19 protein-coding genes are annotated in these 25413 nt (G+C 70.0%); 10 read left to right on the forward strand and 9 right to left on the reverse strand.

Annotation, left to right across the window (positions count from 1 at the left end; all coding sequences use genetic code 11):
* Positions 1-17: 17 nt before the first annotated feature.
* Genes tal through OG718_RS13415 form a run of 6 tightly spaced genes read left to right on the forward strand, consistent with a single transcriptional unit; the run spans position 18 to position 6912 of the window.
* Positions 18-1160 (forward strand): transaldolase, encoded by a 1143-nt coding sequence (tal, locus tag OG718_RS13390; RefSeq protein WP_143640797.1) that lies wholly within the window; start codon positions 18-20, stop codon positions 1158-1160.
* Positions 1157-2824, forward strand: coding sequence for a glucose-6-phosphate dehydrogenase (gene zwf / locus OG718_RS13395; protein WP_328844232.1), 1668 nt, complete (start codon positions 1157-1159; stop codon positions 2822-2824). The genes tal and zwf overlap by 4 nt, the downstream gene beginning before the upstream one ends.
* Positions 2821-3756 (forward strand): glucose-6-phosphate dehydrogenase assembly protein OpcA, encoded by a 936-nt coding sequence (gene opcA / locus OG718_RS13400; RefSeq protein WP_143640799.1) that lies wholly within the window; start codon positions 2821-2823, stop codon positions 3754-3756. The genes zwf and opcA overlap by 4 nt, the downstream gene beginning before the upstream one ends.
* Positions 3749-5419 (forward strand): glucose-6-phosphate isomerase, encoded by a 1671-nt coding sequence (pgi, locus tag OG718_RS13405; RefSeq protein ID WP_328844233.1) that lies wholly within the window; start codon positions 3749-3751, stop codon positions 5417-5419. Before opcA ends, pgi begins: the two co-directional genes overlap by 8 nt.
* Before the next feature lie 15 nt (positions 5420-5434).
* The gene (gene gnd, locus OG718_RS13410) at positions 5435-6316 is read left to right on the forward strand and encodes a phosphogluconate dehydrogenase (NAD(+)-dependent, decarboxylating) (protein WP_143641035.1); all 882 of its coding nucleotides are present in this window, start codon (positions 5435-5437) and stop codon (positions 6314-6316) included.
* 2 nt (positions 6317-6318) lie between these two features.
* Positions 6319-6912, forward strand: coding sequence for a histidine phosphatase family protein (locus OG718_RS13415; RefSeq protein ID WP_143640801.1), 594 nt, complete (start codon positions 6319-6321; stop codon positions 6910-6912).
* Positions 6913-7121: 209 nt separating this feature from the next.
* Here OG718_RS13415 and OG718_RS13420 read toward each other — a convergent pair whose 3' ends face one another.
* From OG718_RS13420 to OG718_RS13435, 4 genes are all read right to left on the reverse strand, one after another.
* Positions 7122-8084, reverse strand: a complete 963-nt coding sequence (locus tag OG718_RS13420) for a hypothetical protein (protein ID WP_143640802.1) — start codon at positions 8082-8084, stop codon at positions 7122-7124.
* Positions 8085-8095: 11 nt separating this feature from the next.
* The gene (locus OG718_RS13425) at positions 8096-9577 is read right to left on the reverse strand and encodes an APC family permease (RefSeq protein WP_143640803.1); all 1482 of its coding nucleotides are present in this window, start codon (positions 9575-9577) and stop codon (positions 8096-8098) included.
* Positions 9578-9876: 299 nt separating this feature from the next.
* Positions 9877-11673 (reverse strand): bifunctional sugar phosphate isomerase/epimerase/4-hydroxyphenylpyruvate dioxygenase family protein, encoded by a 1797-nt coding sequence (locus tag OG718_RS13430; RefSeq protein ID WP_143640804.1) that lies wholly within the window; start codon positions 11671-11673, stop codon positions 9877-9879.
* A gap of 138 nt (positions 11674-11811) precedes the next feature.
* Positions 11812-12705 carry a shikimate dehydrogenase gene (locus tag OG718_RS13435; RefSeq protein ID WP_328847752.1) on the reverse strand — a complete coding sequence of 298 codons (894 nt, stop codon included), beginning with the start codon at positions 12703-12705 and terminating at the stop codon, positions 11812-11814.
* A gap of 165 nt (positions 12706-12870) precedes the next feature.
* Between OG718_RS13435 and OG718_RS13440 the strand changes: the two genes are divergently transcribed.
* Both OG718_RS13440 and OG718_RS13445 read left to right on the forward strand, forming a co-directional pair.
* Positions 12871-13536, forward strand: a complete 666-nt coding sequence (locus tag OG718_RS13440) for a TetR/AcrR family transcriptional regulator (RefSeq protein ID WP_143640805.1) — start codon at positions 12871-12873, stop codon at positions 13534-13536.
* Between the two features lie 244 nt (positions 13537-13780).
* A complete protein-coding gene (locus tag OG718_RS13445; RefSeq protein WP_143640806.1) occupies positions 13781-15133 on the forward strand; it encodes an MFS transporter in 1353 nt (450 codons plus the stop codon).
* 320 nt (positions 15134-15453) lie between these two features.
* Here the strand turns inward: OG718_RS13445 and OG718_RS13450 are convergent, their stop codons facing one another.
* The 5 genes from OG718_RS13450 to OG718_RS13470 form a co-directional block, all read right to left on the reverse strand.
* A complete protein-coding gene (locus OG718_RS13450; protein ID WP_328844234.1) occupies positions 15454-17295 on the reverse strand; it encodes a hypothetical protein in 1842 nt (613 codons plus the stop codon).
* Between the two features lie 4 nt (positions 17296-17299).
* Positions 17300-18187 (reverse strand): carbohydrate ABC transporter permease, encoded by an 888-nt coding sequence (locus OG718_RS13455; RefSeq protein WP_143640808.1) that lies wholly within the window; start codon positions 18185-18187, stop codon positions 17300-17302.
* 35 nt (positions 18188-18222) lie between these two features.
* On the reverse strand, positions 18223-19200 hold the full coding sequence (locus tag OG718_RS13460) for a carbohydrate ABC transporter permease (RefSeq protein ID WP_143640809.1): 978 nt from the start codon (positions 19198-19200) through the stop codon (positions 18223-18225).
* 143 nt (positions 19201-19343) lie between these two features.
* Entirely contained in the window at positions 19344-20675 is a 1332-nt protein-coding gene (locus OG718_RS13465; protein ID WP_143640810.1) for an ABC transporter substrate-binding protein, read from the reverse strand.
* A gap of 267 nt (positions 20676-20942) precedes the next feature.
* Entirely contained in the window at positions 20943-22064 is a 1122-nt protein-coding gene (locus OG718_RS13470; protein ID WP_143640811.1) for an ROK family protein, read from the reverse strand.
* Positions 22065-22320: 256 nt separating this feature from the next.
* On the opposite strand from OG718_RS13470, the gene OG718_RS13475 reads away from it, so the two are divergent.
* Together OG718_RS13475 and OG718_RS13480 are read left to right on the forward strand one after the other, a co-directional pair.
* A complete protein-coding gene (locus OG718_RS13475) occupies positions 22321-23238 on the forward strand; it encodes an N-acetylglucosamine kinase (protein WP_328844235.1) in 918 nt (305 codons plus the stop codon).
* Positions 23239-23495: 257 nt separating this feature from the next.
* Entirely contained in the window at positions 23496-25412 is a 1917-nt protein-coding gene (locus tag OG718_RS13480; RefSeq protein WP_328844236.1) for a phosphatase PAP2 family protein, read from the forward strand.
* The last annotated feature ends 1 nt before the right edge of the window (position 25413 follow it).

A 25413-nucleotide genomic window follows, 5' to 3' on the forward strand; every position in this document is an offset into this window, starting at 1 on the left:
CGATCGCCCGAAGGAAGATGATCACTGTGACCCAAGCAACCGCAACCGCGGAAACCCTCAAGAACCTCTCCGACGAAGGCGTCTCCATCTGGCTGGACGACCTCTCGCGCAAGCGGATCACGTCCGGCAACCTCGCCGAGCTCATCGAGACCAGGCACGTGGTGGGCGTCACCACCAACCCCTCCATCTTCCAGGCCGCGATCGGCTCGGGCGAGGGTTACGAGGAGCAGCTGGCCGACCTCGCCACGCGCGGCGTGACGGTCGACGAGGCCGTACGGATGATGACCACCGCCGACGTCCGCGCCGCCGCCGACATCCTGCGTCCGGTGTACGACGCGACCGGCGGCCGGGACGGCCGGGTCTCCATCGAGGTCGACCCGCGCCTCGCCCACGACACGACGGCCACGGTCGCCGAGGCCAAGCAGCTCGCCTGGCTGGTCGACCGCCCGAACGTGATGATCAAGATCCCGGCGACGAAGGCCGGTCTCCCCGCGATCACCGAGGTCATCGGCCGCGGGATCAGCGTCAACGTCACGCTGATCTTCTCCCTGGAGCGCTACCGCGAGGTGATGGACGCCTACCTGGCCGGTCTGGAGAAGGCGCGGGCCGCGGGCGTCGACCTCTCCGCCATCCACTCCGTGGCGTCCTTCTTCGTCTCCCGCGTCGACAGCGAGATCGACAAGCGGCTGGCGAAGACCGGCACGGACGAGGCCCTCGCGCTCAAGGGCAGGGCGGCGCTCGCCAACGCGCGGCTCGCCTACGAGGCGTACGAGGATGTCTTCGACGGTGACCGCTGGACCGCCCTCGGAGGGAGCGCCAACAAGCAGCGTCCGCTGTGGGCCTCGACCGGCGTCAAGGACCCGGCCTACAAGGACACGCTGTACGTCGACGAGCTGGTCGCGCCCGGCACGGTCAACACCATGCCGGAGGCCACGCTCAACGCCACCGCCGACCACGGCGAGATCCGCGGCGACACGGTGACCGGCGGCTACGCCCAGGCCCGCGCCGACCTGGAGGCCGTCGAGAAGCAGGGCATCTCGTACGACGAGGTCGTACGGCAGCTGGAGGACGAGGGCGTCGCCAAGTTCGAGGCCGCCTGGGGCGAACTGCTCGACGCGGTCGCCGTCTCACTGAGCCGCAAGGGAGTTGAAGGGGAATGAGCGACAAGCTTCCCGAGGGTGCCCCGGCGAAGGCTTCCGGAAAGAAACCGGCCGCGACCGCCACCGCAAGTCCGGAGGCGCCGGACGCCACCGCCGCCGGCCTCGGGCCCGATTCCCTCGCCCAGGCGCTGGACCTCGCGTCCGACTGGGACAACCCCCTGCGCCACCCAGGCGACCGCCGTCTGCCGAAGATCGCCGGCCCCTCCGGTCTGGTCATCTTCGGTGTCACCGGCGACCTGGCCCGCAAGAAGCTGATGCCGGCCGTCTACGACCTGGCCAACCGCGGACTGCTCCCGCCGGGCTTCTCCCTCGTCGGCTTCGCCCGGCGCGACTGGGAGGACGAGGACTTCGCCCAGATCGTCCACGACTCGGTGCGCGAACACGCCCGGACGGAGTTCCGCGAGGAGGTCTGGCAGCAGCTCGCCGAAGGCATGCGGTTCATCCCCGGCGACTTCGGTGACGACCAGGCCTTCAAGCAACTGCGAGCAGCCGTCGAGGAGTTGGACGCGTCCCGGGGCACCAGCGGCAACTACGCCTTCTATCTCTCCGTACCGCCGAAGTTCTTCCCGAAGGTCGTCAAGCAGCTCAAGAAGCACGGGCTGGCCGACGCCCCGGCGGGTTCCTGGCGGCGCGCGGTGATCGAGAAGCCGTTCGGCCACAACCTCAAGAGCGCCCGTGAGCTGAACAAGGTCCTGCACGACGTGTTCGACCCGGAGCAGGTCTTCCGGATCGACCACTACCTCGGCAAGGAGACCGTCCAGAACATCCTGGCGCTCCGCTTCGCCAACCAGATGTACGAGCCGATCTGGAACCGGTCGTACGTGGACCACGTACAGATCACGATGGCCGAGGACATCGGCATCGGCGGCCGTGCGGGCTACTACGACGGCATCGGCTCGGCCCGTGACGTCATCCAGAACCACCTGCTCCAGCTCATGGCGCTGACCGCGATGGAGGAGCCCATCGCCTTCGACGCCGACTCGCTGCTCACCGAGAAGCTCAAGGTCCTCAAGTCGGTGAGGCTGCCGGAGGAACTGGGCGAGCACACCGTGCGCGGGCAGTACGCGGAGGGCTGGCAGGGCGGCGCGAAGGTGCCCGGCTACCTCGAAGAGGACGGCATCGACCCCACGTCGAAGACCGACACCTACGCGGCCGTCAAGCTGGAGGTCGACAACCGCCGCTGGGCGGGCGTCCCCTTCTACCTGCGGACCGGCAAGCGGCTCGGCCGGCGGGTCACGGAGATCGCGGTCGTCTTCCAGCGCGCCCCGCACTCCCCGTTCGACTCGACCGCCACGGAGGAACTCGGCGCCAACGCCATCGTCTTCCGCGTCCAGCCCGACGAGGGCATGACGGTGCGCTTCGGATCCAAGGTGCCGGGTACGTCGATGGAGATCCGGGACGTGTCCATGGACTTCGCCTACGGCGAGTCGTTCACGGAGTCCAGCCCGGAGGCGTACGAACGGCTGATCCTGGATGTCCTGCTCGGCGACGCCAATCTCTTCCCCCGGCACCAGGAGGTGGAAGAGTCCTGGAAGATCCTCGATCCGATCGAGGAGTACTGGGACAAGCACGGCAGGCCCGCGCAGTACGCCTCGGGCAGCTGGGGTCCCGGGGAAGCCGACGAGATGCTCGCACGAGACGGACGGAGCTGGCGCAGGCCATGAAGATCGACCTGACCGACACCACGGCAAGCAAGATCAACAAGGCCCTAGTGGAGGGCCGCCGCGCCATCGGCACACCTGCCGTGGGCATGGTCCTGACGATGGTCATCGTCACGGACGAGGAGAACGCCTACGACTCGATCAAGGCGGCCGAGGAGGCCTCGCACGAGCACCCCTCGCGCACCCTGGTCGTCATCAAGCGGCACGTCCGCACCCCGCGCGACCGCACGAACTCGCACCTCGACGCCGACGTCCGGGTGGGCGCCGACGCCGGCACCGGCGAGACGGTCGTGCTGCGGCTGTACGGCGAGGTGTCCGAGCACGCCGACTCGGTGGTCCTGCCGCTGCTGCTGCCGGACGCGCCGGTCGTCGTCTGGTGGCCGGTGGACGCACCCGAGGTCCCGGCCAAGGACCCGCTGGGCGCCCTCGCGCAGCGCCGGATCACCGACATGTACGCGGTCGAGGCACCGCTCGCAGCCCTGGAGGCCCGTGCCGCCTCGTACGCGCCGGGCGACACCGACCTGGCCTGGACCCGGCTGACTCCGTGGCGTTCCATGCTCGCGGCCGCCCTGGACCAGGCCCGTACGAAGGTCACCTCGGCCGCCGTGGAGAGCGAGGCCGAGAACCCGAGCGCCGAGTTGCTGGCCCGCTGGCTGGAGGCCCGCCTCCAGGTCGCGGTCGAGCGTGTCGTGACCGCGGGGCCGGTCGTCACCGCCGTCCGGCTCGGCACCAAGAACGGCGAGATCGTCATCGACCGCCCCGAGGGTCCCCTCGCGACGCTGTCGCTGCCGGGCCAGCCCTCGCGCACCCTCGCGCTGAAGGTCCGCAGCACCTCCGAGCTGATCGCCGAGGAGCTGCGGCGCCTGGACGCGGACGAGATGTACGCCGTCGCCCTGCGCGGTGACGACTCCGGAAGGGAGGAGAGCCGTGCCTGACACGCCTTCCTCGGAGCCCCGGACGCCCAGGCTCACCCGCCGCCCCGAGTGGACGGCTCTTGAGGACCACCGCGCAGGACCCCTCCTCCATCCGCAGCTGCGCGAACTGTTCGCCACGGACCCGGAGCGCGCCGAGCGCTACACCGTACGGGCCGGCGACCTGCGCATCGACTACTCCAAGCACCTGATCACCGACGAGACGCTCGCGCTGCTCCAGGAACTCGCCACCGCCACCGACGTGTTCGGACTGCGGGACGCGATGTTCCGCGGCGAGAGGATCAACGTCACCGAGGGGCGGGCCGTGCTGCACACCGCGCTGCGCGCCCCGCGCGACGCGGTGATCGAGGTCGACGGCGAGAACGTCGTGCCGAAGGTGCACGCCGTGCTCGACAAGATGGCCGACTTCGCCGAGCAGGTCCGCTCCGGCAAGTGGACCGGCCACACGGGCAGGCGCATCCGCAACGTCGTCAACATCGGAATCGGCGGCTCGGACCTGGGTCCGGCGATGGCGTACGAGGCCCTGCGCGCCTTCACCGACCGCGAGCTGACGGTCCGTTTCGTGTCGAACGTGGACGGTGCCGACCTGCACGAGGCGGTGAGGGACCTGGAACCGGCGGAGACGCTGTTCGTCGTCGCCTCGAAGACCTTCACCACCATCGAGACGATCACCAACGCGACCTCGGCACGGTCCTGGCTGCTCGCCGGTCTCGGCGGTGAATCGGAGGCTGTGGCCCGGCACTTCGTGGCGCTGTCCACGAACGTCGAGAAGGTCTCCGACTTCGGTATCGACACGGCCAACATGTTCGAGTTCTGGGACTGGGTCGGCGGCCGCTACTCGTACGACTCGGCGATCGGTCTGTCGCTGATGATCGCGATCGGCCCGGACCGCTTCCGGGAGATGCTCGACGGTTTCAGGATCGTCGACGAACACTTCCGTACGGCTCCTGCCGAGGCCAACGCGCCTTTGCTGCTCGGGCTGTTGGGTGTCTGGTACGGCGACTTCTTCGGTGCCCAGTCGCACGCGGTACTGCCTTACTCGCACTACCTGTCCAAGTTCACCGCGTACCTGCAGCAGCTGGACATGGAGTCCAACGGCAAGTCCGTGGACCGCGAGGGAAACCCCGTCGAGTGGCAGACCGGGCCCGTCGTGTGGGGCACGCCGGGCACCAACGGCCAGCACGCGTACTACCAGTTGCTCCACCAGGGCACGAAGACGATCCCGGCCGACCTGATCGGCTTCGTCAACCCGGTGGACGACCTGGGTGCCGAACTCGCCGCCCAGCACGACCTGTTGATGGCGAACCTCTTCGCCCAGGGCCAGGCCCTCGCGTTCGGCAGGACCGCCGACGAGGTACGCGCCGAGGGGGTGCCCAAGGAGCAGGTCCCGCACCGTACGTTCCGCGGCAACCACCCCACGACCACGATCCTGGCCGCCGAGCTGACCCCGTCCGTGCTCGGTCAGCTGATCGCCCTCTACGAGCACAAGGTGTTCGTGCAGGGCGCGGTCTGGAACATCGACTCCTTCGACCAGTGGGGCGTCGAGCTCGGCAAGGTCCTCGCCAGGCGCGTCGAACCCGCCCTCACCGAGGGCGCCGACGTCCCCGGTCTCGATCCCTCCACCGCCGCCCTCGTGGCCACGTACCGCACTCTCCGAAAGAAGTGAACTGACATGACTGCGATGCAGCTCGGGCTCATCGGCCTCGGCAAGATGGGCGGCAACATGCGCGAGCGGATCCGCCGCGCGGGCCACACCGTGATCGGCTACGACCGCAACCCGGACCTCGCCGACGTCAACAGCCTGACCGAACTGGTGGGGAAGCTCGAAGGCCCGCGTGTGGTGTGGGTGATGGTCCCGGCCGGCGCGGCCACCCAGGGCGTCATCGACGAGCTCGGTGACCTGCTGGAGCCGGGGGACACCGTCGTCGACGGCGGCAACTCCCGCTGGACGGACGACGAGAAGCACGCCGAGGAGCTGGCGGCCAAGGGCATCGGCTTCGTGGACGCCGGTGTCTCGGGCGGTGTGTGGGGCCTGCAGAACGGCTACGCCCTGATGGTCGGCGGCGACGCCGAGCACATCGCCAAGGTCCAGCCGATCTTCGACGCGCTCAAGCCGGAGGGCGACGCCGGGTTCGTCCACGCGGGCAAGGTGGGCGCCGGCCACTTCTCGAAGATGGTCCACAACGGCATCGAGTACGCCATGATGCAGGCCTACGCCGAGGGCTGGGAGCTCCTCGAAGCGGTGCACTCCGTCACGGATGTGCGCGAGGTGTTCCGCTCCTGGCAGGAGGGCACGGTCATCCGTTCCTGGCTGCTCGACCTTGCGGTCAACGCGCTGGACGAGGACGAGCACCTGGGGCAGTTGCGCGGATACGCGGAGGACTCCGGCGAGGGCCGCTGGACCGTCGAGGCGGCCATCGACAACGCCGTGCCCCTGCCCGCCATCACGGCCTCCCTCTTCGCACGGTTCGCGTCCCGGCAGGACGACTCGCCGCAGATGAAGATGGTCGCGGCGCTGCGCAACCAGTTCGGCGGCCACGCCGTCGAGTCCGCGAAGCAGTAGTCATGGGCGACCTTCTTCTCGTCCGTCACGGCGAGACCGAGTGGAGCAGGTCGGGCCGGCACACCAGCTGGACCGATCTGCCCCTCACCCCGCGTGGTGAGGAACAGGCCAAGTCCCTCGTCCCGCTGTTCGCCGGGCGGCACTTCGCGCTCGTGCTCACCAGTCCGCTCGGGCGGGCGATACGGACCGCGGAGCTGGCGGGGCTGACCGGGGCGGTGTCCGATCCGGACATGCACGAGTGGGACTACGGGGCGTACGAAGGTATCGCCACCGTCGACATCCACCGCACTCGTCCCGACTGGTACTTGTGGAACGACGGGGTGCCGGCGGGGCCGGACGGGCATCCGGGCGAGTCCCCGGCCGAGGTGGGAGCTCGGGCGGATCATGTCCTGGCCCGGGCGGAGAAATCGCTCGGCGACGGTGACGTGGTCCTTGTCGCGCACGCCCACTTCCTGCGGGTCCTGACCGCGCGGCGCCTCGGGCTGCCCGCCGCGGACGGCCGTCTGTTCCAGCTCGGAACCGGCACGGTGAGTCGGCTCTCGACGGAGCACGACCGTCCGGTCATCAGCGAGTGGAACGCCCTTCCGCCGGGGTAGTTTCCTCGCCCCCGCCGCCCCTACCCATTCCCGTCCCTTTCGGGGGCCAGCCCCCGAACCCCCGCTCCTCAAACGCCGGAGAGGCTGACTACCAGCCCGTCCGGCGTTTGAGGACGAGGCCGTTCAGGCCGACAGCGGGGGTCTGGGGGCGCAGCCCCCAGGGACGGGACGGGAAGGGGCGGCGGGGGCGAAAAAAGCCCTACCGAGCCTCACGCACGGTGCTTCGGGTTGTTGTGCCACTTCGTGATCTGTTTCTCCGGGTCGCCCGTGTAGGACCAGGGCGTCCGCGTGGCGCGCCGCCCGAGGATCCGGAACAGCGAGGCGGTGATGTCCGGCACCCCGGCATGACACGCCGCATGCGTGAGGTGGTTGAGCTGGTGCACTTCCCCCGGCTCGACGGGAGCGTCGGAGCGAGCCGTGATCCACCGCTGCCAGGTACGCCGCACGTCACTGACGGCACCGTCGTGGTTCCAGTGCTGGCTGACCCCGGTCAGGGAACCGTGCTGCCCCTTCACCCCCTCCAGGATGTACCGGTACTCCTCCACCCGGGCGAACTGCACGAGAACCGGCAGCGCACACCCCGGCGGAGCCACCCCGGCCGCGTCCCGGGCGAAGTCGTACATCAGCCCGTGCGTACCGTGCCAGCGCGCCGAGTAGTAGTGCAGCACCTGGAGATGGCCCTCCACGCTGTACGGGTCGCGCGAGTGCAACTCGTCCCACCAGCGCCCCAGTTCCTGACGGCGCACCCCGGTGGGGTAGAGCCGCGCGACGGCGATGAGCGAGATCCACGGAGTGGGGTCGTCGACGTACGCCTCGGCGGCCTGGAGGCAGGCCATGACCGCGGCGTCGACGCGGTTCTGGTCGATGGGCACACCCCGGCCCGCGGCGATGGCGAGGTTGAAGGCCCGCGCCGTCTCGGTCGCGGCCCGCAGCACCAGCGCGTCGCCGCTGTGGGGCTCGGCGGCCAGCCAGGACTCGGCCGTCGAGGTGCTCGCGCAGGCCTGCGCGAGCAGCCGCATCCGGTGGCCCCGCGACAGCCACGCGGGACCGGTGGCCCCCAGCAGCTGCCGAAGCCCCTGCCAGCGGCCGATGACGATGTCCTGTTTGGCGGAGGTGAGGGGCGCGTCCCCGCAGTCGGGGTCGAATTCGGGCTTGAAGCGGTCTCGCGCCATCGGGGCCCCTCTCAGAAGTCGGTGGGGAGACCCTCGTGGACGCGGGAACGTTCCGCCTCCGCGGCGGTGTAGCCGTCGGGTATGTACTCGGTCTCCACGACGTCGCTGGCGTCCAGATGCGCCGGCCGGTAGTAGTCGCTGCCCTGGCGCCAGTACCAGAGCATGGGGACGAGTCCGACGGCCAGGCCGCCGATGCCGATCGCGATCGAGGCGTTGCTGAGGTCGCTCAGTGACTCGATGAAGATCCAGAACATGAACAGGGCGCCGAGGAACGGCCACAGCCCGCCGAAGAGGAAGTTGGACGGCGACTTCAGCAGCATCTTGCGGTAGGCGACGACGACCGCGAGACCCGCGAGCCCGTAGTAGACGGCGATCTGGAGGCCGATCGCGGCGATGGCGTTCTCCAGGATGTCGCCGACGCTGCCCAGGGCGTTGGACGCCACGAGCATCAGCAGTGCCACCGTGCCGACCACGCTGATGGCGACGTACGGGGTGTTCCAGGTGCGGTGCACCTTGCCCAGGGCGCTGGGCATCGTGTGGTCGCGGCCCATCGCGAACAGCGAGCGCGTGACCTGGATGAGCGTGGTCTCCAGGGTGGCGATGGTGGAGAGCATCACGGAGACGATCAGCAGCTTGCCGCCCCAGCCCGGCCAGATCTCCTCGCCGAGCACCGCGAGGACGTTGGCGTCGTTCTCCTGTATCTGCTGCGAGGAGAGGATGACGTTGACCGCGATGGTGAAGGCCTCGAAGAGGAGGAAGACGATGCCCACGCCGATCAGGCCCGCGAGGCCCGTGGTGCGGCGGCTGTCCTTGGTCTCCTCGCTGAGGTTGGAGGTGACGTCCCAGCCCCAGTAGTAGAAGGCGGCGATGAGGGCGCCGGACGCGAAGCCGCTCACCCCGTCGAAGTGGCTGAAGCCGAGCCAGGACCAGTCGAAGGGCCGGGCGTTGTCGGTGTGGAGCACGGCGCCGACGGCGAAGAGGGCCAGGATGGCGAGCTCGACACCGGACATGATCAGCTGGGCGCGGACGGTGAGCCGGGCGCCGCCCAGCACGACGAGCAGCATGGCGATGAACCAGGCCGCGCCGACCAGGGTGGACAGGGCCGTGTTGTCCGCGAGCCCCTCGTCGAAGAGGGACAGCGTCATCGAACCGGCGGGCAGCGAACCGGCGACCATGAAGATGGTGGCCGAGACGACCAGCGCCCAGCCGCTGATGAAGCCGAGGAAGGGATGGAGCGTGCGGCCGACCCAGGAGTAGCTGGCGCCCGCGTTGGTGTCGATCCGGCTGAGGTAGCTGAAGGCCAGGGCTATGCCCAGCATGGGTATCGCGCAGTACAGCAGCGCGGCGGGGCTGGCCAGGCCCACCGCGCCGACGAGGACCGCGGTGGTCGCGGCGAGCGAGTACGCCGGGGCGCTGCCGGCGATCGCCATCACAACCGTGTCGAACGTGCCGAGGACGTTGGCCTGGAGCCCTCTGCCCCTGTTGTTGCCCATGGATGCGCTGCTTTCCGTCCTGCACGAGGGCGTGCGGGCATGCCCGACCGCGCCAGGTGTAAGTGGGAGATGTGGCCGATTCCGTGCAGCCGTGGGTGGTGGTCGGCGGACGGTCGCTCCGTAGTGGAGTGATGATAGCGGCGGATCTTGACGTTTCAATGTCAACTCGTGGGTAATGTCCGCCTGCTTGCACACCGCCGATCCTCGGTGTTAGGGGACGCGGCAGGCCGGGCCCGTGCAATCGGGCCCGGCCTGGCGGAGGTTGAGAATCCGGTGAGAGAGGGTTCCCCGGTGTGGAGTCAGCGCACCGGCCGCCGAATGTGCTGGGCGGCCAGCCGTACCGGGGCGTTCTGCGCGCCGTAGCCGCGGTGGCCGGCGTCGCGCTGGACCAGTTCGAAGAAGAGACGGCCGATCGTCTCCGTGTAGCAGTGGCGGAAGGCTCCGTCCGCGTCCCGGTCGTAGAGGATGCCGAGTTCGCGGTACGCCTCCAGTTCGCCGTCGGCCAGCTCGTACTTGGCCGCGAGGTCGTCGTAGTAGTTCGCGGGAATCGGCAGCAGGCGGCCGCCCGCGTCCCGGAACCGGCGGGCCGCGGTGACGATGTCGCCGGTCGCGAGGGCGATGTGCTGGGCGCGGCCGCCCTCGTCGGCGCTCGGGGCGGGGCCGACACCGAGGGCGATCCGCACACTGCCGTCGGCGTTGGTGACGGCACGGCTGCGCAGCAGTCCGTACGGGTCGGCGACGTCCACGCTCTCCTGCGCACCGAGCCCGAGGACGCTGCGGTGGAAGAGGGCCGCCTCGTCGAACTGGTGCCAGGGCTGGGTGAGGGCCAGATGGTCGATGCGGTGAACGCTCCCGGCGACGGGCGGCTTGTGCGCGACGGGCTCGAAGTCACCGGTCCAGCTGGGCAGGTCGGGGCGGTCCGTGGAGCAGAAGAAGAGTTCCGTGCCGTCGGGTGCGGCGACCGCGTCCAGCGGGGCGTCCTCGGGGGCGCGCCGGCGTGGCAGCACAGGAGCGAGCAGGGCCTCGGCCCGCCGGGCCGCGCCCGCCGGATCCGGAGACTCCAGACCGACGGCGGCCAGCTGGGTACCGTCCCGTCGTGCGGCCGGCCCCGTGTTGAGCAGCAGCCGGGCCTCGCCCTGCTGCCACAGGTCGACCGGCTTGCTGCGGTGCCGGGCCGTGCGGGCGAAGCCGAGCGCTTCGAGGATCTCCGACAGCGGTTCGACGTCGGGGGTGACCAGTTCCGCGAAGGCGATTCCGGTCGGTACGACGGGTGCGGGCGGCTCGCTGAGGCCGACGCTCTCCTGGAGCACGAGCAGCGAGCGCAACGCGTCGACGGCGGTCGGCCCTGCCTCCGCCTGCCGGAACACGTCGTTGAACACCTCCAGCGAGAGCGGCCCTTCGTATCCGGTACGGATCACATGCCCGACGAGCCCGGCGACGTCGAAGCCTCCCTGCCCGGGGAAACAGCGGTAGTGCCGGCTCCACTGCAGCACGTCCATCGCCATCAGCGGCGCGTCGGCCAGCTGCAGGAAGAAGATCTTCTCCCCGGGGATGTCCTCGATGCCCTTGGGGTCGGACCCGCGGGCCAGGATGTGAAAGCTGTCCAGGCACGTCCCGAGCGCGGGATGGTCGGCGGCCTCGACGATGCGCCAGGCATGGTCGTACGTACTGACATGGCGGCCCCACGCCAGCGCCTCGTACGCGACGCGGATGCCGAACCCCTCGGCCAGTTCGGCGAGCCGCCGCAGCTGGAACGCGGCCAGCGCGTCGTCGTCCTCGGCGAGCGGCGACACACTGGAGCACACGAGCACGGTGTCGGCCCCGAGCCGCTCCATCAGCCGGAACTTGTGCTCTGCCCGCCGCAGATTCCGCGCGAACTCCTCCGACGGCACCCCCTCGATGTCACGCATCGGCTGGTAGAGATCGATGCTCAGCCCGAGATCGGCACAGCGGGCCCGCACTTCCTCGGGCGTGAGAGGGCTGGCGAGCAGGTCGTTCTCGAAGATCTCGACACCGTCGAAGCCCGCCCGCGCCGCGGCCGTGAGCTTCTCGGTAAGGGCCCCGCTGAGAGAGACGGTGGCAATGGACGTACGCATGACGGGCTCCTTCGGTGCCGAACCTCTATGAACGAGTCGAGGACAGGCGCCCCTCAAGGGGCGCGGGGAACTGCGCGATCAACCCACGACGAGCCGCACCCGCCCCACAAGCCGGACCGCCCCATCCCCAGGGCGCCCTCAACTCCGTGCCCCGGCAGCCCCGGCAGCCCCGGCAGCCCCGGCCAGCTCAGCGATGTCCGCCAGCATCCGCGATGCGTCCGGCTCCCGCCCCGTGAACAGCCGAAACGCATCCGCGGCCTGGAAAACAGCCATGCCCCCACCATCGAGCACCGCACACCCCACCCCCCGAGCGGCACGCAACAACTCGGTCTCCAACGGCCGGTACACGACCTCGGCCACCCACAACCCGGGATGCAACAACTCACCCGGGAGCGGCAGCCCGGGATGGGCGGCCATCCCCGTCGGCGTGGCATGCACGATGCCGTCCGCACCGTCGAGCAGCGCCGCCAAGCGATCCGGGCCCGCGGCAGCGGCCCGCCCCGCACCGAAGTGCCGGTTCAGCGAGGCCGCGAGGTCGGCCGACCGGTCCGGCAGGGCGTCCACGACGGTGACGTGCCCGGCCCCGAGCGTGAGCATGGCGTGCGCGACGGCCGCCCCGGCCCCGCCCGCGCCCAACTGCACGACCCGCTCCAGCGGGGCATCGGGCAGCCCGCGGGCGAACGAGGCGGCGAACCCGGTGACATCCGTGTTGTGCCCGACCGCGCGCCCACCGTCGAAGACGACGGTGTTCACCGCGCCGAGCGCCTCGGCCTGCGGGGCGAGCGCGTCGAGATGCCCGATGACGAGCTGCTTGCAGGGATGCGTGATGTTCAACCCGTCGAAGCCCAGGTCGCGGGCGGCGCGCACCAGATCCCCCACCGCCTCCGGCCCGACGCCGAGCGAGTCGATGTCGATCAGCCGGTACAGATAGCGCAGGCCCTGCCGGTCGGCCTCCCGCTCGTGCAGGGCCGGGCTGAGCGACGGGCCGATCCCGGCGCCGATCAGTCCGACGAGATACGAGTCCTTGACCACGGCGACCACGACGGACCTCCAGAGCGGCTCACTAATGTACGAACTAGTACGTTAGCTATACCAGCATCGAGGGGCCACGGGAAGGCCCGGCCGACAACCCGGAACCTCGTACGGGGGCCTGCTTCTAGAATCTCGGGCACACGCCCCTCGCCCGAAGGAAGCCCGATGACCAGCGTCGAAGAACCGGCACGACCGAACGGGCGCATCCGTGACGCCGCCCGCACCCAGGCCGAGATCCTCGACGTCGCCACGCACGAGTTCGCCAGGGCCGGCTACGACGGGGCCCGGGTCGACGAGATCGCCGCCCGCACCCGGACCACGAAGCGGATGATCTACTACTACTTCGGCGGCAAGGACCAGCTCTTCACCGCCGTACTGGAGCGCGCGTACAGCGTCATCCGTGAGGCCGAGCAGGGACTCGACGTGGAGCACCTGGACCCGGTCGCGGCGATCCGGCGGCTGGCCGAGCTGACCTTCGACCACCACGAGGCGCACCCCGACTTCATCCGCCTGGTCAGCATCGAGAACATCCACGGGGCCGAGCACGTCGCCGCCTCCGAGAAGCTCGGCAAGATCGGCTCGCCCGCCCTGGACGTGATCCGCCGCATCCTGGAGTCGGGGCAGGAATCGGGCCTCTTCACGGCCGACGTGGACGCCGTCGACCTGCACGCGATGATCAGTTCGTTCTGCTTCTTCCGGGTCGCCAACCGGCACACGTTCGGCGCCCTGTTCGGCCGCGACCTGGTCGATCCCGCCCAGCGCGAGCACTACCGCAACATGCTGGGCGACATGGTCATCGCCTATCTGACGGCGGACCGCTCGGCGGACTGAGAACGCGGCGCGGCACAGGAGGGGCGCAGGCGGGACGCGGGTACCGCACCGCAAGATCCTTCGGTATGACCTCTTGACACCCGGGAAACGTGAGCGCAACATCCGTAGCCAACCGCTACTAACTACCCAGTGGGTTAATTAGCCGGGCAGCCCCCGGCGCAGCCGTCCCATCACCCCAGGGATCCGGCACTTCTCCCCCTCCGCTCACTCCGCTTACGTTGGAGTTCCCCCGAAGGAGCAAGCCGTGTCCGTCCCCGCAGCGCCCCTCGACGCGCCACCCGGCCAGCCAAAGAAGGCTGCGACGGCCGCCTGGATCGGCAGCGCGCTGGAGTACTACGACTTCTTCATCTACGGCAGCGCGGCGGCGCTGATCTTCCCCGAGGTCTTCTTCGACGAGTCGGACCCGGCCACCGCGACCCTGCTGTCGCTGGCCACGTTCGGTGTCGCGTACGCGGCCAGGCCCGTCGGTGCGCTGTTCCTCGGGCACTTCGGCGACAAGGTCGGCCGCAAGAAGATCATGGTCTTCACGCTGATCCTGATGGGGCTTTCGACATTCCTCATCGGCTGTCTGCCGACGCGCGACCAGGTCGGCACGCTGGCCCCGGTGCTCCTGGTGATCTGCCGTGTCCTGCAGGGCATCTCGGCCGCCGGCGAGCAGGCCAGCGCGAACTCCATGTCACTGGAACACGCGCCGGCGAACAAACGCGGCTTCTTCACCAGCTTCACGCTCAGCGGCACCCAGGGCGGCCAGCTCCTCGCCACGCTGGTGTTCATCCCGGTCGCCGCGCTCCCCGAGGACCAGCTGCTCTCCTGGGGCTGGCGTGTGCCGTTCTGGATGAGCATCGCGGTAGCCGTCGTCGGCTACGTCATCCGCCGCACTCTGGAGGAGACCCCGACCTTCACCCAGCAGGCCGCCACCGAGGGCGTCGCGAAGATGCCGCTCGCCGTGCTGCTGCGGGACCACTGGGCGGACGTCCTCAGGGTGGTCGCGGCCGCGCTCGTCGCCTCGGTCAGCACGATCTTCACGGTGTGGGCGCTGTCGTACGCGACCAGCGACTCGGTCGGCATGGACCGTACGTCGATGCTGTGGGTGGGCGCGCTCGCCAACCTCGTCGCCCTCGGGGCCATCCCGCTGTGGGCCACCCTGTCCGACCGCATCGGCCGCCGCCCCGTCTTCCTGATCGGCGCCGCGGGCAGTGGTGTGCTGATGGTCGCCTATCTGTGGGCGATCTCCACGGGCTCGTACCCGCTGGTCATGGTCCTCGGCATCGTCACCTTCGGTGTCGTCTACAGCGCCGCGAACGGCGTCTGGCCGTCCTTCTACGGCGAGATGTTCTCCACCCGGGTCCGGCTGTCCGGCATGGCCATCGGCACCCAGATCGGCTTCGCGATCGCCGGCTTCGCGGTGACCTTCGCCGCCCAGATCGCGGGCCCGGACGGCGACGACTGGGCATCCGTGGCCCTGTTCACCGCCGCGCTGTGCGTCCCGCCGGTGATCGCGGCGCTCACGGCCCGCGAAACGCACAAGGTGCCGACCGAACTGCTCGGCGAGCGGGTCCCCCAGGAGTCACCGGGCCGGGAGACGGTGTCGGCCTGACCCCACCCACCTCGCCCCCGCCGCCCCTACCCGTTCCCGTCCCCTGGGGCTCCGCCCCGGACCCCGTGGGGTGCGATTTCGGGTGGCGGGCTCGGCTGTGGCTTGTCGCGCAGTTCCCCGCGCCCCTAAAAGGGGCGCGGGGAACTGCGCAGCGGGGGTTCGGGGGCGGAGCCCCCGAGTAAGTGACGATGGGGGTCCCCCCGCTCGAGCGAAGCCGAGAGTGGGGGAGGGTAGGGGCGGCGGGGGCGAAATCCCTCCGGAATGCCTGAGCCCCCGGCAGCGAAAGCTGTCCGGGGGCTCTGGCACATCCGCCGAGGAGGTCAGGTCCCCGCGGGAGTCAAGGTGAGCTGAGGTTCGCCATGCTCGTCGGCTTCGCCGAGCACCGCGGTGAAGGAGTCCGTGCGCAGGACCAGCCCCTTCTCAGTCCGCTCGCAGACCACGCTCAGCGGCTCGCCGGCCGCCGACCCGTAACGTACGGCGAAGACATCGAGCCCCTCCGGCGCGTCCGGTGCGGGCCCGACTTCCAAGGCGGTCGTCGTCCGTACGTGCCGCCACCCGGCGTCGGGGTCGCCGTACCCGCGCGGGTCGGCGGCCAACGCGAACGCGGCCTGCTGCTGGGTGAGTTCGGCACGGGCGTCGAAGGAGTCCGGGCCGCCCTCCTGAGGGTGCGTCAGGCGCAGCTCACCGGCGGCCGCGACGAGCGGGAAGTCCCCCACCCGGCGGAACCGGTCGCCGTCCGCGGCGACATACGGCATCCCGGCGAGCAAGTACCGCTCCCCGTCCAGCCGTTCGACGACCACGGTCGTCCACAGCCGCGTGCCGTCCGTGACGTACAGCGACTGGAGATGACGCAGAACATGGTCGCGGCCGACGACGGGCTTGCTCACGAGCTTGGCCGCGAGCCCGCCGGCGCGCACGTCCGCCACCCGCACCGCCCCCATCGGCCGGCACAGCAGGAAACCGTCCGTCACGGGCCCGAATCCGTGCTGCCGGTCGACGGCGGCGGCCACGAGAGCCGTGCCGCCCGCCTCGATCACGGAGGGCGTCATCCGGTCGTCGAACGACACCGTGACCGTGCCGGACCGCAGTTGGTGGCGTGCGGGTGCCGTGCTCGGGGTGCGGTGCCAGCTCGGGGTGTCCTGGATCTGCCAGACGAGCATGTACGCGAAGTGCCCGTCCACCCCTCCGTCGGCCCCGACCGCGTGCCGGGCCCAGCGCGTGTCACCGGCGTAGCGGCCGATGTCGGCGCCGATGCGACGGCCGAAGTACCGCAGCCCGAGGACGGATTCGAAGGCGGAGTGCTGCTCGCTGTAGCGCGGCCCGCCGATGTCGAAGCCGCTGGCGCAGACCCGCGCGTCGATGTACCGGGCGAGGGTGTCGCCGTCCTCCGCGAAGACCTCCTCGCCGCTGACCCGGTGGGCCTGGGCGAGGAACGACAGGGAGATCGGCCCGTAGTTGTTGTCGTAGGCGCCGCCGTGCTCCGGAGGCAGGGGCGCGCCCCGGTCCCGTACACGCCGGGCGCGGATCTCGTCGGCGTACAGCCGCAGGGCCCGCTGCCGGACCGGCTCGCCCTCCCCGGGCGGGAGATGGCGGGCGAGCATCAGTCCGCCGACCACGCAGCCGATGGCCTGATTCGCCGCGTCCTGCGGGTTGAAGACGGTGGCCTCGGTGAGCCAGCGCCAGTAACCGCCCGCGACGCCCAGGAGTTCGCGGTACTGCTCCTCCTCGACGAGCCCGTCCGCCGCGTCGAGGACGTTGACGGCCTGGAGCAGCGCCCACACCGTGCTCGGCCAGTCGCCGATGGGGTGCGCGCCCGCCTCCAGTGTGTAACGGGCGTACGGCAGACCGGAGTTGCGTGCTGTCAGGTTCGGGTAGCCAGGGTTGTCCTCGGTGTAGACACGCGAGCCCAGATGGAAGGCGAGGCTGCGGCGGACCGCCTCGGGCAGCCGCGGATCCTTGGTGCGGTGCCAGGCGAGCGCGAGCAGGGACGTGATGCCGAGCGAGGTGTCGCCGATGTCGTCGACGGCGGCCGGGTTCTCGAGGTTGCCCTCGGGGGTGAGACGGGCCAGGGCCGCCTCGGTGACGGCGGCCAGCACGGCGTCGTAGGCGGCCGGGTCGTCGGGGAGGTGGTGCAACTGGCCGCGCTGGTGGGGAAGATGCACGGGATCAGCCCTTCATGCCCGAGGTCGCCAGGCCTTCTACCAGCCTCTTCTGGAAGATGAGGAAGCAGATCAGCGTGGGCAGGAGGGCAAGCGTCGACATCGCGAACATCGCACCGTAGGAGGAGCCGCTCGTCTGGTCCATGAACAGGGTCAGACCGAGGGGGACGGTGAACTTGTCGTTCTGCTGGAGGTAGACGAGTTGGTGGAGGAAGTCGTCGTACGTCCAGATGAACGTGAAGATCGTGGTGGTGATCAGGGCCGGCTTCATCAGCGGCAGGATGATCTTCCAGTAGATCTGGAAGGGGTTCGCGCCGTCCATCATGGCCGCGTGGTCCAGCTCGCGCGGGATGGAGCGGATGAACTGGACCATCAGGAAGATGAAGAAGGCGTCCACCGCGAGGAACTTCGGCACGATCAGCGGCAGGTACGTGTTGATCCAGGTCAGGTTGTAGAAGATCGTGTACTGCGGGATCAGGACGGCCTGCGTGGGCAGCATCAGGGTGCCGAGCATCAGACCGAACCAGATCTTCTTGCCGCGGAACTCGAAGCGCGCGAAGGCGTAGGCCGCCAGCGAGCAGGAGATCACGTTGCCGATCACCGCGCCGATCGTGACGATCAGCGAGTTGGTGATGTAGAGGGAGAAGGAGTTGCCGGAGCCGCTCCAGCCCTCCGAGTAGTTCTCCGGGCGCAGCTTGGTCGGGATGAGCCCGGGCTGGGTGAAGATCGCGGTGTCGGGCTTGAACGAGCTGCTCAGCATCCACAGCAGCGGATAGAGCATGACGATCGCCACGCCGATGAGCACGGTGTGGATGAAGATGCGGCGCGATCCGGTGGCCGAACGCAGTTTCTGCAACGGCGACTTCGGGCTGTGGGCCGAGGTGATGGCGGACATGGCTGAAGGACTCCTCGCTCAGACGTCAGGCAGCGTCAGTCGTCGTAATGGACCCAGTAGCGGCTGGCGATGAAGTTGACCGCCGTGAAGCCTGCGATGACCAGGAACAACACCCAGGCGAGTGCCGAGGCGTATCCCATCTGGAGGTCGGTGAAGCCCTTCTTGTACAGGTAGAGGGAGTACAGCATGGTCGAGTTGAGCGGTCCGCCGGAGCCGTTGCTGATGACGAAGGCGGGGGTGAACGTCTTGAACGCGTCGATGATCTGCAGGACCACGTTGAAGAAGACGATCGGCGTCAGCAGCGGCAGGGTGATCTTGAAGAACCGGGTGACGGGCGAGGCGCCGTCGATCGCGGCCGCCTCGTACACGTCCTTCGGCAGCTGCTTCAGACCGGCGAGGAAGATGACCATCGGGGTGCCGAACTGCCAGACGGCCAGCAGGATCAGCGTGTAGAGCGCGGTGTCCGGGCTGGAGATCCAGTCCTGGCCCTTGATGCCGAACCAGGCGAGGAAGTCGTTGAACAGACCGTCGCCGCCGAAGACCTGCCGCCACACGATGGCGATCGCGACCGCCCCGCCGAGCAGCGACGGCAGATAGAAGGCGGCCCGGTACAGGCCGATGCCCTTCAGGTCGCGGTTGAGCAGCATCGCCACACCGAGCGCGAGCGCCAGCTTCAGCGGCACCGACACGACGACGTACAGCAGCGTGGCGTGCACCGAGTCCCAGAAGACCGGGTCGTCGGTGAACATCTTGTTGTAGTTGTCCATCCCGACCCACTGCGCCGGAGTCAGCAGGTCGAAGTTGGTGAAGGACAGATACAGCGAGTCCAGCATCGGGTAGATCGTCAGGCCGAACAGGCCGATGAACCAGGGGGCCAGGAAGGCGTACGGCCACCAGCCCCCGCCCCGCCGTCTGGCGAGGCGGCGGCGCATACGGTCGCGCTCCCGCTGGTCGGACGGGGTCGAGGGAGCAGGCTGCTCCTTCACGACCTCGTCTGTCTTCGCGGTGGTCATACTCATCTCCCTGGCCCTCTCACGGTCTTGCAGTGGTGCGGCGCCCCGTCAGGGGCGCGGGGCTGTGACATATGCGGCTCCGCCGCGCGGGCGCGACCAGCCGCATACGGCCCGCAGCCGAAATATCGCGCCCCGGCGGAGCGTCACCCGCCCAGAATCCCCGACGCCTGGTCGAAGAACTCGCCGAGCTGGCCCTTGATCGACTTCTTGCCGAAGGCCACGGCGAGGTTCGACTGGAACAGCAGGTCCCAGATCTGGTCGGCGCCCTGCGGCGGCGGCACCGGCGCGGGCAGGGCGTTGGTCGCCTTCCCGACGCGCTGGGAGATGTAGTCGGCGTTCTCCATGTTCAGCTTGTCCGTCGGGGTCAGGCCCGAGGCGATCAGGTTGCGGGCCTTCTCCGTCGGCGGGATGCCGCGCAGCAGCTGCATGTCCTTGATCGCCGTCTCGTCCTGCGCGAAGAACGACATGATCTTGACGGAGTCGGCGACCTTCTTGCTGGCCTTGGTGGCGCTCAGCAGGACACCGCCGTTGACGAAGTTGCCTTCGCGGGCGCCGGAGAAGTCGCCCTGCGGGGTGGGCAGGAAGTCCAGCTGCGCGTCGGTGATGGAGCCGCCCGCGCCGTAGATGCCGGAGTCGAAGCTGAACAGGGCCTTGCCGATGACGACCGCGTTCTTGGTGAGGTCGTTGTGCGCGGCCGAGGTGATGGCCGGCGGCGGGGAGGCGTTGACCTTGCGCATGTCGGCCCAGAACTCCCACCACTCCTGGAGCGTGGCCGGGGTGAAGCCGAGCTTCTTGCCGTCGTCGGAGAAGAACGTCTCGCCCTTCTCCCGGGCGAAGACCTCGAAGCACTGGAGGGTGGAGCCGCCGCCGTCGTCGACGCCGTAGATCTTGCCGCCGCTCTTCTTGTAGACGTCCTGGGAGATCTTCTTCAGATCGGCCCAGGTCCACTCGCGGTCCGGCAGCTTCAGGCCGAGCTTCTCCAGGCCGGTGCGGTTGACCGTGAGCTGGTTGACGCCGATGCCGGACGGGACGCCGTACAGCTTGCCGTCGACGGTGCCCGCGGCGAGGAGCGTCTTGGAGAAGCCGGTGAGGTCCAGGGACTTGCCGACGTAGGAGTCGATCGGAGCGAGCACTCCCTTGCGGGCGTACTGCGCGACCAGGGCGGTGTCCATCTGCAACAGGTCCGGGGCGCTGCCGCCGGCGATGTTGGTGTTGAACTTGTCGAAGTACCCGTCGTAGCCGGAGTAGGTCTCCCGGATCTTGATCTTCGAGTTCTTCTTCTGGAAGGCGGCCAGTGCCTTCTTGTAGGCCGCGTGCCGGTCGTCGCTGCCCCACCAAATCATGGTCAGGTCGCTGCTGGTGCTGCCGGCTCCGGTTCCTCCGCTGCAGGCGCTCAGTGCGCTGCCGAGCGCACCGGCGACGGCGATACCACTTGTGGTCCGGAGCAGAGTTCTGCGCGAGATCTGGTGACCCACCGGGTCCTCCTGGATGTGCGTTACGGATCCCCTGGCCGAACGAGCGGCTCGGGTCTTTTCCCTGGAGTACGCGTTCCTGCGCTCGGCCTCGCCCGGCCGCTGCGCACTGACGGATGGGGGTCCCCGGCCACTGAGGTCCGCAGTCGTACGAGCGCGCCCTCGCACGGCTGCCGTACGTCACGTACGGCGGGACGCCTCATCCAGAGCCGGGTCCCACCGGCTATGGAAAGCGCTTGTCCGGACATTGGCAGACCTACACGTAGGCCGTCAATGCTTCGCCCCCGTACCACCGGTCACGGTTTGACGTCCACGGGCCACGGCGAGACGGCTGGCGCCCACCACCGTGCCGCTGTCGCCGACCGTGCTGCTGACCACTTCCGTGGGCCAGCTCAGCCGGCCCAGTTCGGCCCTCACACCGGGCAGGAGCTGCGGAAACGCGCCGGTGCCGCCGCCCAGCACGATCAGTCCCGGGTCCAGCACAGCGGCCACGGCTGCGGCGAGCCGGCCCACCTCGGCCGCGTGCAGAGCGACCACGGTGCGGGCCGTCGCATGGCCCTCGTCGGCGAGCGCGAAGAGCCGTTCGGCGGTACGGGGACACGGGCCGTCGGCGCCCTGCCAGGTCTCCGCGGCCCGGCGCAGGAGGGACGGCGAGCCTATGCGCTCCTCCAGGGCCTCGTGGCGCGGTTCACGGCCGTCGTCCCAGGGGTACGGCAGCCGGGCCACCTCACCGGCGGCGCCGTTCGCCCCGCGCAGCACCTGGCCCCCGATGACGACACCGAGGCCGATACCCACGCCGATCCGCAGATAGCCGAAGGTGTCGCGGCCCCGGGCGGCGCCCTCGTGCAGTTCGGCGAGCGCGGCGCAGTTGACGTTGTTCTCCAGGTGCACGGGAACACCCCGCGGCAGCGCGACGGCCACGGCGTCGAAGACCGGGCCCGCCTTCTCGGTCGCGGGGCGCATACCGGCGCCCTCCCGGTCCTGTGCGGTGACGTCGCCGACGGCGACGACGATGGCGCGCAGCGGGACTCCGACCGGCAGCGTGTCGAGGACCTTGCGTACGGTGTCGGCGGCCTCCGGCCGGGTGCCGGTGCCCTCGGCCAGCAGCGTGCCGTCCAGGGCACAGCCCCGCACCCGGGTCTGGGCGGGGCCGAGGTCGACGGCCAGCACGGTGCCGGCGGCCGGTCCGAGCCCGTAGACGGCGGCGGAACGGCCGGTGCCGCCGGAGACGGTGCCGGAGTGGGTGGCGAGTTCGGCGGTCTCCAGTTCGGCCACGGCCGAGGAGACGGTCGGCTTGGACAGGCGCGCGCCGGCCGCCAGCTGGGGGCGGGTCGCGGTGCCCGCCTCGGCCAGCACGGCGAACACCGCGCGGGCACTCTCACTCAGGTTCATGGGCTCCCTCAGGTCATGCCGCGGCGATCCGGTCGCAATGGTTGTACGGCACCGGGATTCCGTACCCCTTGACGCACCCTACTTCGTTAGTTAACTTCCTAACGAACTCAAGCGGTACACGCCTGCCGCGCTCATCAGAAGCCCGTCCCGGGGCTTCCCGAGAACTCGTCAGAAGACACGACCGCTCGTGCCAAGACACGGTTCGCCCGCCGTTCGCTCCGCATGCGCGGCACCGCGCAACGACGAAAGAGGCTCCGTGCAGGACTCCACGCCCATCGCCGTCGGCATCGACGTGGGCGGCACGAAGACGCATCTCCGTGCGGAGGCCGGGGGAAACCCCGGCCCCGGGCAGGGTGCGGTCGCCGATCACGTGCGTATGAGCAGGGGGTGGCGGCCCCACGATCCCGTGTCCGCCGCCGCGTGGCTGGCCGCACTGATCGACGAGGCGCTGCCCCAGGGCGCACGCCCGGCCGCGGTGGCCGTCGGCGGGCACGCCTGCGAAACGCCTCGCCAGTGCGAGGAGATCCGCTCCGCACTCCACACTCTTCTCGGTGTCCCCTGCCTCGTCGTGGGAGACGCCGAACTCCTCGTACCCGCCGCCGGTCTGGACAAGGGGGTCGGCCTCGTCGCCGGCACCGGTTCGGTCGCGGTGGGACGACTGCCCGGCGGCGACACCGTCCAGGTCGGCGGCTGGGGCGCGGTGCTCGGCGACGAGGGCGGCTCGGCCGGTCTCGTACGCGAGGCCGCGCGGGCGCTCTGGGCGGCGCACGACCGCGGCGATCCGCCGGACGCCCTCGCGGACCGGCTGACCGCCGCCTTCGACGTTCCCGAAGTCCCCGCCCTGGGCGCCGCGCTGGAGAGCGCGACCCGTCCGTCCGCCGAGTGGGGGCGGCACGCGCCCAGTGTGTTCGCGGCGGCCGAGGACGGTTCGCCGCTCGCCCGCCGGGTGATCTCCGAGGGCGGCCACGCGCTGGCGTCGCTCGTCGTACGGCTCGCCGGGCGCGGGGTTCCCGTGGACGACGTGGTGGTGGCGGGCAGCACGGTGCTCGTCCAGCCCGCGCTGTACGAGGCGTTCACCGAGGCACTCGCCGAAGCCCTGCCGTCGGCGCGGCCCCGGCCGTTGCGTGTACCGCCGGTGGAGGGCGCCGTGGCACTGGCCAGGTCGCTTCAGTGAGGCGGTCCGGGCCGGTCTGTTTCCCAGACCGTTGAGTCGACCGCTCCGGAGTGCATCCACGCGTTCAACTCTCGTTCAGAAGCCCGGGTTCAGCTCACGTGATCAGTTCGAGTTCATCGCTGTCGAGTTCAACGCTTTCCGGTTCATCGCTCTGAGGCCGTCACTCTCGCGTCTTTCGCCGTCGCGTCTGCCGCTTTCGCTTCCGTGACGGTCGAGTTCGTTCCTCCCGTCATGACTCCAGAAGGAGAGGCACCTCCATGCCCGGTGCGCACCCCCGTCCCCCTCGTGGCAGCTCCGGTATCGACCGGCGTGTGTTCCTGCGGACCTCCGTGGGCGTCTCGGCCGGACTGGTCGCGGGCCCAGCGGTGGTGGCCTGGCCTGCCGCCACGGCCTCGGCCGCCACGAACGCGTCCGCCGCCTTCGTGGACTCGTACACCACGAACGTCATCGGCAACCTCACGTCCGAGACCAACGCGGCCGTGCACATCCTCGACGGCTTCGCGCGCATCTGGAAGACGGGCGCGGCCTGGAACACCGGCACCCCGCTCATGCCCGAGGTCCTGCGCGCCAACGTGCGGTACAGCGTGCGCGTCACCCGGCAGCGTACGGACGCCGAGGCCCGGACGGCGTTCATCCAGGACCGCCAGCACCAGAGTTACGCGGTCATCGCGGGCCTCGGTCCGCTCGCCGACCTCTACCGGAGCGGGGCGAAGGCCGTCACCGGGATCACCTCGGCGCCGGACGGCATCCCGGCGGGCAAGATCAACGACACGCTCCCGGCCGACGCCCCCGCGGGCTCCGCGCTGGGCGCCGGTTCCCACACCTCGGACCTGGGCAAGGTCGCCGAGCTGGTCGACACGGTGCGCGGCCCGTTCGCGTCGAGCAACCCCTCCAAGCTCGCCTACCAGTACCCGCGTCCATGGCGCATGAACGAGGACAGCGAGGTCGTCGACACGGGGAGGACCGACGAACTGGGCTACCCCGTCTACGAGTCCGACGTCGTGGTCGTCCCGCAGCTGCTGAGGCAGCGCGGCACCGACCCGGCCGACGACGGGGGCTTCTCCAGCGGCCACACGAACGCCTTCTACCTGGCGGCGCTGGCGATGGGGTACGCGGTCCCCGAACGGTTCCAGGAGCTGGTGGCCCGCGCCTCCGAGCTCGCCCACACCCGCATCGTGGCGGGCATGCACAACACCGTGGACGTGGTCGGCGGCCGGGTCCTCGCCACGGCCCTCGCGGCGGCCGCGCTCGCCGACCCGAAGAACGCCGGCCTCAAGGCCGCGGCCCGCGCCCAGGCCTCCGCGTACTTCCAGGAGAAGACGGGCACGACCGCGGACACCCTGTACGCGTACGCGCACTCGGCGGGCCCGGACACCGATCCGTACGCGGACCGGTCCGTCAACCGGGCAGCGGTCAAGCCCCGGTTGACGTACGTCCTGCCCAAGCGGCACTCGCACGACCGCATGACCGTGCCGAAGGGCGCGGAGGTCCTGCTGGAGACGCGTCTGCCGTACCTCACGGCGGCCCAGCGGCGCGAGGTGCTGCGGACGACCGCGCTGCCCGCCGGTTACGTCCTGCTGGACGGCTTCGAGCAGTGGGGGCGCCTCAACCTCTTCGCAGCCGCCGACGGGTACGGGGCCTTCGACACGGATGTCCGCGTCACGCTGGACGCCGCGGCCGGTGGTTTCGCTGCCGCCGACACCTGGCGCAACGACATCGGCGGCCGGGGCGCGCTCGTCAAGCGCGGCAGCGGCACGCTGACGCTCACCGGCGACAACGAGTACTCCGGCGGCAGCACGGTGGAGGAGGGTGTCCTCACGACCGGTTCGGCGGACGCGCTCGGCTGTGGTGACGTGCGGGTGAAGGGCGGGACGCTGCGGGCGACTTCGGCGCTTCGTGTGCGGGGGGTGTACGCCCAGGCGTCCGGCTCGGTTCTCGACGTGACGCTCGACGGGGATCGCGCGGCGGCTCTGAAGGTGAGTCGGCGTGCGGTGCTCGACCGGGGCAGCCGGCTTGTCATTCGGCTGGACGGCTCCTACCGGCCGCGGCGGGGTGCGGTTCTTCCCGTGATCGAGAGCCGGGTGCTGCAGGGGCGGTTCAAGAGCGTGACGGTGGACGGGTTCCATGCCGAGCAGGTGTTCACGGGGCGTGGGTTGTCCGTGCGGCTCACGTAGT

The organism is Streptomyces sp. NBC_00258 (assembly GCF_036182465.1).
Lineage (GTDB): Bacteria > Actinomycetota > Actinomycetes > Streptomycetales > Streptomycetaceae > Streptomyces.